Genomic DNA, 12,059 nt, shown 5'->3' with positions numbered 1-12,059 from the left:
AATTTTATTGTATTATCGTGCAGGTGAACCCTTCCTTTGCTGCCAAGCCAAAAGATAATTGAAGTCAGACAACCTCCTTTCCTGCTGCCCATACAAATAACCCCGCAATCTTCGGGTGGAAGATTACGGGGTTGTTCCTGAATCAGATTCTGATCAGGGAAGCAGTGCCCTCAAATTATAAATAGATATCCTCGGCATTTAATTACAGGCTGCACGTTAAGGATACGCTTTCATTTTAATTTACAATCCCATATCTGTCAAATGATAACATATTTTAATAGAATAGATGTTTATTAGAGGCTTATTGGCAGCACGGAGCTTTCAAACATGGCGCTTTGAAGGAGCTGGTTAATCTATCGTCTAGCGCTTTAGTCGGATACATGAATAAAGAAGAACTGCTATAATTTCCTGTGTGGTAACAACTTTTGATGCTGCCTCTAAATGTGCGGACCATGATAAGCATACTATTTAAAAAGGAGGATCCAACCATGATTAGTGATTCAGATTTGAAGCACCTGCAGCGTTGTATTGAATTAGCGGAGATTTCACTGGAGAAGGGTGACGAACCATTTGGTTCAGTGCTTGTCTCAGCGAATGGAGAGATGCTTGCAGAGGACCACAATCACGTTGCAGGCGGTGATCATACTCAGCACCCGGAATTTGCTTTGGCGCGATGGGCAGCCAATAATATGACACCTGAAGAGAGAAGCCAAGCGACAGTATATACTTCTGGCGAACACTGCCCTATGTGCGCTGCGGCCCACGGATGGGTTGGTCTGGGACGGATCGTGTATGCAAGTTCGTCGGAACAGTTGGCACAATGGTTGAATGAAATGGAAATCGCCCCATCGCGTGTTCGAAATCTCCCGATTTCTGATGTCATTCGCGATACTATCACAGAGGGCCCCGTTCCTGAGCTAGCCGAGCGAGTTCATCAATTGCATCGTCAGTTTTACGCTAGGAAACGTTGAACCCGTCACTAAAGTTCTCTTGAATATTAAAGAAGAATAGGAGACAACAATGTCTTGGAATCGAGCCCTTAAAGCATGTTGTGATCTCTATGCAGAATCAAAATTAGCAACCAAGTGGATTGTTGTCGGATCCGTTGGCTCGGTATTACAACATGCTAGCATGAGCCCAAATGACTTAGATATATATGTTAGAGACATTGAAGATGTGGAGCAAATAACAGGCCTGCTGGATCGATACAATTTAAAGGAAAAGTCGGAACGATCCTATTTTGATTCGGATTGGCACTCTTCTGATGAAGAACCCTACTTTACTCAATCATTTTCTTCAGGTTTTACATGGACTAAAGCAAAGTGGAAGATTCAAGATTTCGATGTGGAAGTCGTGCAAATCTCCAACTCTGCGGGAATACCTGATTCAGATGAAGGTGAAGGAATTTGGGAGGGCGGCAGATATATTTGGGACCTAATAAAGCATGTTGAATTTGAGAACCATCTAGTTCCGGTCGTGCCATTGGAGATTCAATTGGAATCTAATATCAGAAGAAAGAGACAGGATCGAGTGGATGCTATTTTGAATGCACTAGTGCTTTATGGTTATAACAAGGAATTATTAGCAAAAGCATTATCGGGTCCTAGTAAAGTATCATCCGAAGCCGTTGCCGCGTTATTGGATGAAAATAAGTAACATACAAAGTATGGAAGAATATAACTTGATCATTTTTCGTTATTTTTAGAGAAGAGGAGATGGTCTATTGCAGCTCAGTTTTTGGGAGAAATTTGTTGACGCTTTTCGTTACAACGATGTCTTATGGCACAATATCTTTCTTACAATAATTTATGTTTTGTTCGTCTTTGCAGCTTGCTTCGCCGCAGGTCATTTTATTCGTTCAGCCAAACGAAGAAAAAAACGCGATGTGACGGAGCGACGGAATTCACCTCATCCTCTAAAGATCCTCTATTTTACTTTTGGAGGAGTTTTTGGCCTTCTGTTTATTCCTTTACTCGTCTTTATCATTCTCAGTATTGTTCTAGGGGATGCCAGTAGTGCAAGAGCGAACAACCAGATCATTGTGTATGAACAAGACAACCATCAGATGGCCGTTACGGTCGTAAAGAAGTTTACTGCTACTTCACAGGAATATGGCATTACCTCAGGAACCACTCATTCCTATTTGCAGGCTATAGATATGAAGCAAGGACAAACACGATGGAAGATCAAGCTCCCAGATGGCAGTGAAACCAAATCAATTCTTGGGGAGACGAAACAGAACATCATTATTTTTAACGGAAACGGCATTACAATCGTAGATAAATCAAGCGGAGACATTAGCGCAGACGAGAAGACCTTTATCAAAAACAGCCCTGAGCTTCATGGACAGTTCGCTCCTAACGAGGATTGGTATACCTGGGATAATCAAGGACAGCTTCTTCGTTTCAAAGGGGCGGACGGTCAGCTCTATGAGCTCGATCTCACCGAATTCACAGGCAAGGTTGTGCAGAACGTAGAAGCGAATAACTATCTTGATCAGCATGCGGGTAATTCCCTTTTCGATTCCGGGAATAGCAGTCTTGTGCTATTTGCTAAGTCGGGTCGAGGAGACGGGCGTTACATCACCTTCTTGGGGCAAGAAGAGGTGCAAGCAGTGAGATCTCAGGATCTTGAATCGTCGAGCTTCTCTAGCGAACGTAGACAGCTCTATAGCGGAAGTCTTCATCAGATGGGCAAGCTGACGACAGAAGATCTTAAGCCTGTTGTTGATCAATTCTTCATTCATGGAGGATTCTTAGCCGATCTCGAATCAGATGCAAGCAACCCTTATGCGTTCACCAGTCCACCGGAATTCAAAAGCCTCGTAGAGGAGCCTGAGGCCCCTGATCCGGATCAATACAGAGACTTGGATGCTTTTTACAAGGATCGAGACAAATACGATGAAGCTAGAGCTGCTTATAGAGACCAGGAACAGAAATATAACGATCTGTTTGATAAATTAAAGAATCGAGGAGGCTTTGTTACTGAATTAGCACCTCTTTCAACAGGTCAGGAGGCTACCTTTGTGGTAGCTCACCAGGATTCCACCCTGTCCGGCGCCCATCTCCTTTTAAGTGCTGTAGACACCGTAAATGAGAAGCTGCTCTGGACGGTTGATACGAACATGCAGTCCCTGGGGACGCATAAAGTGCTGGATGGATCCCTGATCATTATGGGGATGTCCAGCTCGATGGAGATCACAGACATTCTTAAAATTTCGCTGTCAGATGGTCACTTAACCGGCTTTAATCTAAAATATGAGAAAAGCTACGAACGCTCCCCCTCTTAATCAAAACGCTCTACGGATGGACTTCTTCCACACTGTAGAGCGTTTTTTATAACGAAAGAATCAGATGTCGCCGCTTCTGCGCATCAGGGCTATCGCCCTTTCGGTTATTAGATGTATAATTGTGGAAGAAGCTCAACAGCCATGGACCCAGCCTGAGATAAGAGTTATCTAGGACTGGGTTATTTTGCAAGTAACAAATGCGAAGTAAATTCTTGTGGAATGAATTGAATTCTTAAGGGGGCACTCCATGAAGAGAATCTTGTTATTGGTATTGCTGCTGACGATTTTTTCCGGATGCAAAATCAGTGATCAAACTAAGAACCAGGCAGGATATGAAGGCGAAGGTTATATTTTGGAGGTAGCAGAAGACCGTATCTTAATTGTGGAACAACAATATTTGAATAAGACCTGGGAAGAGATCATGCATGATTACGTGGGAGAAGCAATTTGGCTAAGAACTAAAACAAAAAATTTAAAGCCAGGTCAGAGAGTTTATTACCGAGTAAAAGGCGGAATTAATGAATCATATCCATCACAAGCAGATGCCACAGAGATAAAGATAATAAATGAATAAGTTTCAAGACGTAATCTAGAAATATAGAGCGGAGGAGTAACATTGAAGAATTCATTCTCAGAAGTTAAATTATTTCAAGTGAAGCCGGAGAAGCTATTTGAATTTGAAAGTTTAGTTAACGCAATAGCAGACGAACAAAAGAAACAACAAGGGTGTATGGATATTAAATATATGAAACGTTTTTATGTCCTTGACGGATTGGGCAACCCACCCAGAGAACTAACAAAGATCGTGAAGTGCGTAAAATATTATTCGTATTGGGAATTCGATAATAAAGAGAACTATGGAAGGGCGATTGAATGGTTTTTTGCAAACTACGAAAAGGATATTCAGAAGCTATTAATCATGCCTTTTGATATAAACTGTGGGAACTCACTGGGAACTTAAGTTAATCGGGTTCACAAACATAGGAGGAAAATCGAGTGAAGTATATGGATCATCCAAATAAGAAATATCATGTTCTTGCAAGAGGTGTAGTGATCTCCTCTGATTATATTTTAGTAGCGCATTGTATCGGAATGGATAATACATTTTTGCCTGGCGGTCATGTTGAATTTAATGAAGGGTTAAAGGATACCTTGAGTCGAGAGATCGGGGAAGAATTAGGATTATCATGTGAGGTCAGCGGATATTTAGGAACTGTGGAAGCTGAGTTTGAGGATGTTGATACCTATCATCAAGAAATTAATCATGTATTCACGGTGAAGATTCCGGATATTAATCACAAAAGAAACCCAAGCTCAAAAGAAGGTCATTTGGAGTTTTACTGGATCCACATTAAGGACATGGAGAAACACAATCTCCAACCTCATCCAGTCAGAATATTAATAATGAATTACTTAGAGAATAAAGTCCAGGGGTCCCATTTTTTAAGTACATTTGATGATGGAAGTGGAGTGTAACTCGAGAGAGAACATACAAGGAGGGAGGTAATGACGTGTTAAATCAAATCCATATTGTTGGGGCATCTGGTTCGGGTACGAGTACGCTTGCCAAAGCAATATCAAAGGAGTATGGCTATAAGCACTTCGATACAGATGATTATTACTGGCTGCAAACCGAAGAACCATTTACAGAAGCACGACCAATTGAGGAAAGAATTAAATTACTTATGGCGGACCTCCAAAGCCATTCAAAATGGGTTTTATCGGGATCCTTATGTGGATGGGGGGACTTATTTATTCCGTATTTTGATCTGGTGATCTATGTATGGATTCCTAACGACATTCGTATGAGGAGACTGGAGGAACGAGAAAGATCACGATATGGAAAGGATATTGATTTTGGTGGAAAGCGTTATGAGTCATATCAGAAGTTTATGGCATGGGCATCCCAATATGACGAAGCGGGAAGAGAAATGAGAAGCAGGGCATTGCATGAGGAATGGTTGGAGGCATTGCCATGTAAGGTTGTGAGATTGGAGAGGGATATAGAGGTTGAGGAGAAGGTGGACTATTTGAAAGAGATTGTATTCTTAGATTAGAACATATTGTAGCAGGACTAGAGACATGGTATATTCTCCCTAAGGATCTATTTTGAGGGGGAGTCAAATGAGAAAAATTAGCATTATGGTTCTTGTGTTGTTTATGGCCTTTTCCCCGCTTGCCCATGCTCATTCTGGCAGAACGGATTCAAATGGAGGTCATAATTGTTCAGACAAGTCGAAGGCAAAGGGGCTATGTTCAGGCTACCATTATCATAATGGTGGGAATAGTTCCGGATCTGGCAGCAGCGGCTCATCTTCTACAACAAGTTCTAAGAAAACTACGACTACAACTAAGAAAACTACTACTTCAAGCAATAAAGATAACGAGGCAAGTAAAGTAAAAAAGAGCTATATCGAGTCTAGTCTAACTGTTTATATTGAAGACGAAAAAGTTCAATTGGATCCAAAGCCCATCCTTTTTAACAGTGCTAACTATCTCCCACTGAGAGTGACAGCAGAGTTATTAGGTGCCAAGGTAGCTTGGGACCAAGGGACAAGCACAATTACAATTTCTAAAGACGACAGAACTTTTATACTTACAGTTGATAGTACTGCTGCAAAAATAAATGATGAGTCTACGACAATCAGCTCTGCGCCTATTCTAGTGAACAATGTTGTCTATGTCTCAATAAGAGTCATAGCAGAGGGGCTGGGGTATACTGCCAAGTATCAATCGGATACGGATTCTCTCTACATCAATAAATAGAACATTTGTGTTCGGCGCTAAGCCGGCTATAATACTTCGCTACTTCGCCATTCGTCGCAGACACTGCGACTTTTTTTGTTGTTTGTCATGAATTAACGGAAGATAGCAAAGGGGTTTATGGCAAATGAATGGAATTAGTATGGAGTAATATTTGAAAATACATAGGGAGTTATAATAACGAACTATAACGCTGGAGGTAGAACTAATGCTGCATATGCAGAATCTTTTGTTGATCACGGATATACCCGGCTATTCCCCGCAAATCAGTAGATTGATATCGATGATGAACTATGCGAGATTTACAACGTTAGAAGCGGTAAAGGACTTAACTCAAGCTGAGCTAGATTATTTGCTAGATGCCAAAAGCAATTCAATAGGTGCTTTATTATTGCACTTTGCAGCCGTTGAATATGCCTATCAGGTCTCCACATTCGAGCAGCGGGAGTTGAATGAAGAGGAATTATTAATCTGGGGACCTGCACTTGAGCTAGGCAAAGTAGGACAGGAACAGATCAAGGGGCATGAGTTGGAATACTACCTCCATCAATTGGATGAAGTAAGGAATCGAACGCTCGAATTTTTCAAGTCTGTTAATGATGACTGGTTAGATACGGAAGAGGATTTTTGGTATGAGAAAAAGGCAAATTACTACTTCATGTGGTTTCATGTTTTTGAGGATGAACTCAATCATAGAGGTCAAATCAGACTGATCAGAAACAGACTGAAAGTAAAATGAAATCGCTTGCGATTTAGCAGGAAGGAGGAATGCCACATAAAGATTCGCATCATTGGAGCGTGCGGCAGCGGCAAATCTTATCTTGCCAGAGAACTGTCGAAGAAGTACGGAATCAGGCACTATGAGCTCGATAATTTGGTATGGGACAGAAGCAAGCCTAACGAGAGATATTCCCAAGAGGTAAGGGACTCCAAGCTAAATGAAATCGTGCATAGGGAGTCCTGGATCATTGAGGGGGTTCATCATAAGTGGGGACAGGACAGCTTCAGAGAAGCGGATGTCATATGTATCATTTGCCAAAATAAATATCAAAGAGACTTTAGAGTCGTTAAAAGATTTATTCGAACACGCCTGGGTATGGAGCCATCGAATTACAAGCAAACCCTTAAGAACTTATACCAAATGCTATTTGTATGGAACAGAGCCTTTGATCAAGAGAATCTGAAGGATATCATGAAATTAACAGAACAATATGCCGAGAAGAGAGTGCTCCTAAGGAACAATGATCAAATAATGGAGCATATAGAAAACTTAATTCAATTTGAGAGAGGTGTCGTATGAATCTTGATGTTCTTTACGAAGACTTTCCTGTCATCGATGGTAACAGGCTGAGCTTGAGCAAGATAGAGGTAAGCCATCTGGATGATGTGTTTTCGATTTATAATAATGGCCGTGTATTTGAATATTGCGGGATTCTTCCCAAACATAATATCGAGACAGTAAAAAATATGATCGGGCATTTCGAACGCGATTATAATAAACGGTCCAGAATTAAATGGGGGGTCTTTATTCCAGGATCGTCCGGCAAGCTGGTCGGGATCATTGAAGCATTTGATTTTAACTCTAAAGTCAATATGGTTACCATTGGATATTATTTTAATGAGAATGATTGGGGCCAAGGCTTTGCTACAGAGGCGGTCCAGCTCCTAACCCGTTTTTTATTTGAAGAAGTCAACCTAAATCGAATCCAAGCGGAAGTCATGCCTGCCAATGAAAACTCAAAGCGTGTACTGCTCAAAAATGGGTTCCTGAAAGAGGGAACTTTGAGACAAGCCAGTGTATGGACGGGAAAGGGAATTGTTGATTTAGAATTATATGCACAGTTGAAGGAAGATTTTAAGCCCTAAAAAGTCTTTTCATGCAGCTTGCCTAAATAATACATCGGGAGGGATAAGCTTATGGACATAGCTTCTGAAGCCATTCAAAGTATGCTAGTGAAGTTTAAGTCAGAACGGAAATGGACCCTTCAGGCCTTAGCCCAATTATCGGAGGAAGATATCATCTGGTCGGCCACTCCGGAAAGCAACAGTATTGCAAATTTAGTAAGTCATATTCGAGGCTGCGTTCATTCAAGAATTGAGACGATCTATTATGATATCCCGGACACTCGAGATCGAGATAAGGAGTTTGAACCTGGACTTCGATTATCACATGAAGAAGCTTATCATATGGCGGCAGAAGCCTTCGATATCATCATTCAGTATCTTGAGCATCTCCAAGCTCATCCAGAGTTATTATTGTCCCGGCCATTCATAAATCGTCCCCCTCTTACTTATAGCCAAGTGGATAATGAGACCACCGTACTGAACCTTATGATCGCAATGGTTAGGGAAGTTCATTACCATACAGGGCAAATCATCTATGCAGCCAAGATCAGAAAAGGACAATTAGAATGGCAATATGACTGATTCAAGGAGAGGGATGGCATGAAAAGGTTGATATTCGTTGAGGGAATTCTGGCTCCGGAAAATCTAACTTAATGAATCGGAGGGATAATCATGAAATGGATCGATCTAACTCATCCCATGCGAAATCGTCTCCCTGTGTACCCGGGGGATAGTGAGATGGAATTGATGCAAACCAAAGAATTGGCGACGGACGGCTATTGTAATCACCAATTAACAGTAAACATGCATACAGGCACTCATATCGATGGACCGATGCACTTAATCGCTTCGGACCGGTATATAAGTGATTTCCCGTTGGACACATTTATAGGAAAAGGCACCCTGATCAATACTACTGGAATGTCCCAAATTGATTATAAAGAGGAATATGAGGACTTCATCCAGGAGAGAACAATTCTAATCCTTTACACCGGGCATAGCAGCTATTTTGGTAAAGATAACTATTTTTCAGAACATCCGACTCTAACCAAGGCGTTTGCTGAGTTATTGGTACGCAAGAAGATCAAGCTGATCGGAATGGATACCCCCTCGCCAGACAAGTATCCCTTTGAAATTCATAAATATCTGTTTGAAAATCAGGTGCTTATAGCTGAGAACCTAACGAATCTGGATCAATTGCTAAGTGCAAAGTCCTTTGAGATCATTGCGCTGCCTTTATTTATAAAGGCAGATTCATCTATTGCTCGAATTATTGCAAGGGCCGAGGAGTAAAGTGTTCAAATAAAATCTTTTTCCTGGAGAACAGTTCAAGGATGGCATAGGGAAGGAAGAGGTTAGAAATATAGGGAACAAAGTAGAGAGGAGGCAGGTCGCATCCTCTCTATCAATTACATGCTTCCATGATGGTCCAATAAATGAATAATAACTGGGGAAGAAACAATAAAGAATGTGAGACTAGACATTAAGAGAATTGCCCATATTTTTTTCATTTCCTTGTACCCCTTCTATTATGTTTTTGTAGGCTGTGAGCGTAGAGGTGTCACTTTTGTCCCGGTATCTTTCAAATAAACCTACACAATTTATTATACGTGATTTCAAATTAATGGATACAGATTTTTCCAGGGATCTAATAAGATAGTTAAATCCATCCTTATATTCATGAATGTTGAGGTAATAGTAGGATAGTTCATAGTAAAATCTCGCTAAGCGTTCTTCAATAGTTTGCTTTGTATAGGTATTTTCCTCAGAACTAATATTTACAAGCTGGTAGATATCCATCCTACGAATAATTTCATCTATGTTGATGCTGTACCGATTGGCTGCCGATACGACATTTAGAAAGGCCAGAAGCAACTCCTCGGCATCAGATTCCATGTAAGAAAGATATTCAGTAAATAGAGTCGAATCACCCGCCGCTATTCTTGTTGCCATTTCGTTAACCTTGGCCCAAACATGGAACTTATTTTTCCAGAGTAAGCTTGATTCATCCTCTTCCTTTACCCAATTCAGGCTGGAATATAGATTGATGAAATCTAAAGCTCTTGGATAGTCTCCTCTTGCCTCGTAAACACTGCCAAGGAGCAAATCAGAGTATGCTATATACGTAAAAAGTGGCCGTACAGGTTCCTGGTCAAGATCAAAGGGCCACTTTAGTTGATAATAAAAATCTGCCTTTTCTTTAAGTTTTAAGGCAACTTCTTCTACTTTGTCCCAGTAGCGTAAAGAGCGGTATGTATTCGCCAGATCCTTTAGTGCTTCTAGGTGGTTAGATCCATCCAAACGATCAACAAACATTTCATATTGAATTGCAGTTTGATAGTTTTTTTCTTGGTTAATCCCAAGTCTGCATGTAAAGAGTCTGTACTGACAGAGAGCAAGTCTCTCGGAATGCTGATTTTTCTCGCTAAGAGCAACATTTTCATAAATAATGAGTGCTGCTTCCTTTTGACCGTTTTGAAGAAAATTCTCTGCCATTTCAAAGAGTACTTGTGAGTACATTAGGTTATCCAGTAACAATTCAACGGATTTTTTAATGAGGTCCAGGCGGCCCGCTTCTTCACAAGCAAGTAAAAAAGGCTTGATGCGACGCCAATTGGGTGTTGCTTCGACTAAAACCTCTTGGAAATACTGGTCATAAAATAAACCCTTAGTCTCTCCTAAGCCCTCAGTAATCATGTCCAATTGCTCTATCGTTACTTTTCTGTGCCCGTTTAAAATGTAACTAAGTGAGCCAACATTGAGTCCAACTTTATTTGCAAACTGGTGCAAGTTTATACTCTTTTGCTTCATATATTCATTTAACATGGAACGAAATGTAGCATTAGATTGCAAGCCCTCACCACCCAGGAATCATTTGCTTTTTTCAATAATATCCATTTTATGATTGACGGTCAATTTCTCTTTTTAAGGGATAGATCTCGAATGGGATGTATCCCTTCTTGTTGTTTGGAGTAAAGATAACAGCCAAAAGGGGTAGGGGATGGTATAATTAGGGAAATTAGTTTGTGAGATGGATACAAGGAAAAGAGGATTTATATAGGATATATTTCTGAGCTAAGAGAGCTGGTTTAAACTCTAGTGAATTTAAATTTATCACTTTATTATCCGGCAAAGATATGTATTATAAATATCCTCATGGAGACGAGGTCTATAACGCGATAGTCGTCTTTGAAGTGATGAATGTATCAGGCATCCCAACAATCAATGATGATGAAGGGTTAGAATTGAAATATTTTAGCTTAGAGGAATTCATAGATCATTTAAATCCAATGACGTATAAGATTTTGAAAAAGTCAGGATATGTTCACTGGTAGTTCCAATAATACTCTCATTAAATAGGAGAATCTGCATGAGCCGAATTGATAAGATTAGATCCAAAGAAAAAGAATATCATGATCATTGCTATGACAATTACAAGTTATTCGAGCAGGGTTCTTGGTTACATAAGCCGGTTAGAACAATCTTGGATTTATTTGCTTATTTTGATGAGTTGGAAGAAGTCCAAGTATTGGACTTGGGGTGTGGAATCGGAAGAAACAGTATCCCTCTCGCAGAAAAAATAGGAGCTCGAAAAGGAACTGTGGTTTGTGTTGATTTATTGGAATCAGCCATCGAGAAGCTGCGACTCTATTCAAAAGAATTCAATGTAGCTGATAAAATTGAGTGCAAACAAAGTGACATCGCGGAATATAGCATTGCTTCTAAGTACTTTAACTTTATCTTTGCTGTATCAAGCATGGAGCATGTTGAGAGTGAGACTCAATTTGATAGAGTTATAGAGCATATAGTAAGGGGCACGAAGGTCGGCGGAATTAATTGTATCATTATCAGCACAAACATTTCGGAAACAGCCATTAATTCCGGTAAACGGCTTGATCCGATGTATGAGCTCCAATTTGAGACAGATCAGTTAATCAGAAAACTTCAGGGAATCTATTCGAAATGGGAGATTTTACAGCAAACTGTAAAGCCTTATGAACTTGAAATTGAGAGAGACGGGCAACGAATTATACTACAAGGCGACGTACTAACATGGGCAGTGAGAAAGATGCAATGAAGGACTTGGTATTTAATCGGAATAGTACTAAGCAAGTAAAATGGAATTAAACAGTAAGCTTCGAGGTGAACGCCTCAAGAAAAG

Annotated in this window: 15 protein-coding genes; 14 read left to right on the top strand and 1 reads right to left on the bottom strand. The window is 40.4% G+C overall.

Annotated elements, in window-relative coordinates; translation table 11 throughout:
- The first annotated feature begins 488 nt into the window (after positions 1-488).
- The 13 genes from KQJ23_RS09735 (at position 489) to KQJ23_RS09675 (ending at position 9,190) form a co-directional block, all read left to right on the top strand.
- Positions 489-971, top strand: a complete 483-nt coding sequence (locus KQJ23_RS09735; protein WP_216478640.1) for a nucleoside deaminase — start codon at positions 489-491, stop codon at positions 969-971.
- A 49-nt stretch (positions 972-1,020) separates the two neighbouring features.
- Entirely contained in the window at positions 1,021-1,656 is a 636-nt protein-coding gene (locus KQJ23_RS09730; RefSeq protein ID WP_216478639.1) for a hypothetical protein, read from the top strand.
- A 67-nt stretch (positions 1,657-1,723) separates the two neighbouring features.
- Positions 1,724-3,289, top strand: coding sequence for a PA2928 family protein (locus KQJ23_RS09725; RefSeq protein ID WP_216478638.1), 1,566 nt, complete (start codon positions 1,724-1,726; stop codon positions 3,287-3,289).
- 247 nt (positions 3,290-3,536) lie between these two features.
- Positions 3,537-3,863, top strand: coding sequence for a YobA family protein (locus KQJ23_RS09720; protein ID WP_216478637.1), 327 nt, complete (start codon positions 3,537-3,539; stop codon positions 3,861-3,863).
- Positions 3,864-3,905: 42 nt separating this feature from the next.
- Positions 3,906-4,250, top strand: a complete 345-nt coding sequence (locus tag KQJ23_RS09715) for a hypothetical protein (RefSeq protein WP_216478636.1) — start codon at positions 3,906-3,908, stop codon at positions 4,248-4,250.
- 44 nt (positions 4,251-4,294) lie between these two features.
- Complete coding sequence (locus KQJ23_RS09710) at positions 4,295-4,765, top strand: NUDIX domain-containing protein (protein ID WP_249529657.1); 471 nt, start codon at positions 4,295-4,297, stop codon at positions 4,763-4,765.
- A gap of 35 nt (positions 4,766-4,800) precedes the next feature.
- A complete protein-coding gene (locus KQJ23_RS09705; protein ID WP_216478634.1) occupies positions 4,801-5,346 on the top strand; it encodes an AAA family ATPase in 546 nt (181 codons plus the stop codon).
- A 67-nt stretch (positions 5,347-5,413) separates the two neighbouring features.
- Complete coding sequence (locus tag KQJ23_RS09700; protein WP_216478633.1) at positions 5,414-6,055, top strand: copper amine oxidase N-terminal domain-containing protein; 642 nt, start codon at positions 5,414-5,416, stop codon at positions 6,053-6,055.
- A gap of 205 nt (positions 6,056-6,260) precedes the next feature.
- On the top strand, positions 6,261-6,791 hold the full coding sequence (locus tag KQJ23_RS09695; protein ID WP_216478632.1) for a DinB family protein: 531 nt from the start codon (positions 6,261-6,263) through the stop codon (positions 6,789-6,791).
- A 6-nt stretch (positions 6,792-6,797) separates the two neighbouring features.
- A complete protein-coding gene (locus tag KQJ23_RS09690) occupies positions 6,798-7,352 on the top strand; it encodes an AAA family ATPase (protein WP_249529640.1) in 555 nt (184 codons plus the stop codon).
- Positions 7,349-7,918 (top strand): GNAT family N-acetyltransferase, encoded by a 570-nt coding sequence (locus KQJ23_RS09685; RefSeq protein ID WP_216478631.1) that lies wholly within the window; start codon positions 7,349-7,351, stop codon positions 7,916-7,918. The genes KQJ23_RS09690 and KQJ23_RS09685 overlap by 4 nt, the downstream gene beginning before the upstream one ends.
- Positions 7,919-7,969: 51 nt before the next feature.
- Positions 7,970-8,479: a DUF1572 family protein gene (locus tag KQJ23_RS09680; RefSeq protein ID WP_216478630.1), complete on the top strand. Its 510-nt coding sequence runs from the start codon at positions 7,970-7,972 to the stop codon at positions 8,477-8,479.
- 90 nt (positions 8,480-8,569) lie between these two features.
- Positions 8,570-9,190, top strand: a complete 621-nt coding sequence (locus KQJ23_RS09675) for a cyclase family protein (protein WP_216478629.1) — start codon at positions 8,570-8,572, stop codon at positions 9,188-9,190.
- A gap of 183 nt (positions 9,191-9,373) precedes the next feature.
- On the opposite strand, the gene KQJ23_RS09670 is transcribed toward KQJ23_RS09675, so the two are convergent.
- Positions 9,374-10,750, bottom strand: a complete 1,377-nt coding sequence (locus KQJ23_RS09670) for a helix-turn-helix domain-containing protein (RefSeq protein ID WP_249529639.1) — start codon at positions 10,748-10,750, stop codon at positions 9,374-9,376.
- Positions 10,751-11,267: 517 nt separating this feature from the next.
- On the opposite strand from KQJ23_RS09670, the gene KQJ23_RS09665 reads away from it, so the two are divergent.
- Entirely contained in the window at positions 11,268-11,975 is a 708-nt protein-coding gene (locus tag KQJ23_RS09665; RefSeq protein WP_249529638.1) for a class I SAM-dependent methyltransferase, read from the top strand.
- Positions 11,976-12,059: the final 84 nt, after the last annotated feature.

Origin of the sequence: Paenibacillus brevis (genome assembly GCF_018919145.1) — a bacterium.
Lineage (GTDB): Bacteria > Bacillota > Bacilli > Paenibacillales > Paenibacillaceae > Fontibacillus > Fontibacillus brevis.
Note: the sequence above shows the minus strand (reverse complement) of the source record. Positions and strands in the feature narration are given on the sequence as shown.

Excerpts from the sequence above, each read along its gene's own strand:
- KQJ23_RS09735 (WP_216478640.1), top strand. The coding sequence starts at position 489 with ATGATTAGTGATTCAGATTTGAAGCACCTGCAGCGTTGTATTGAATTA.
- KQJ23_RS09730 (WP_216478639.1), top strand. The coding sequence starts at position 1,021 with ATGTCTTGGAATCGAGCCCTTAAAGCATGTTGTGATCTCTATGCAGAA.
- KQJ23_RS09720 (WP_216478637.1), top strand. The coding sequence starts at position 3,537 with ATGAAGAGAATCTTGTTATTGGTATTGCTGCTGACGATTTTTTCCGGA.
- KQJ23_RS09710 (WP_249529657.1), top strand. The coding sequence starts at position 4,295 with ATGGATCATCCAAATAAGAAATATCATGTTCTTGCAAGAGGTGTAGTG.
- KQJ23_RS09700 (WP_216478633.1), top strand. The coding sequence starts at position 5,414 with ATGAGAAAAATTAGCATTATGGTTCTTGTGTTGTTTATGGCCTTTTCC.
- KQJ23_RS09695 (WP_216478632.1), top strand. The coding sequence starts at position 6,261 with ATGCTGCATATGCAGAATCTTTTGTTGATCACGGATATACCCGGCTAT.
- KQJ23_RS09685 (WP_216478631.1), top strand. The coding sequence starts at position 7,349 with ATGAATCTTGATGTTCTTTACGAAGACTTTCCTGTCATCGATGGTAAC.
- KQJ23_RS09680 (WP_216478630.1), top strand. The coding sequence starts at position 7,970 with ATGGACATAGCTTCTGAAGCCATTCAAAGTATGCTAGTGAAGTTTAAG.
- KQJ23_RS09675 (WP_216478629.1), top strand. The coding sequence starts at position 8,570 with ATGAAATGGATCGATCTAACTCATCCCATGCGAAATCGTCTCCCTGTG.
- KQJ23_RS09665 (WP_249529638.1), top strand. The coding sequence starts at position 11,268 with ATGAGCCGAATTGATAAGATTAGATCCAAAGAAAAAGAATATCATGAT.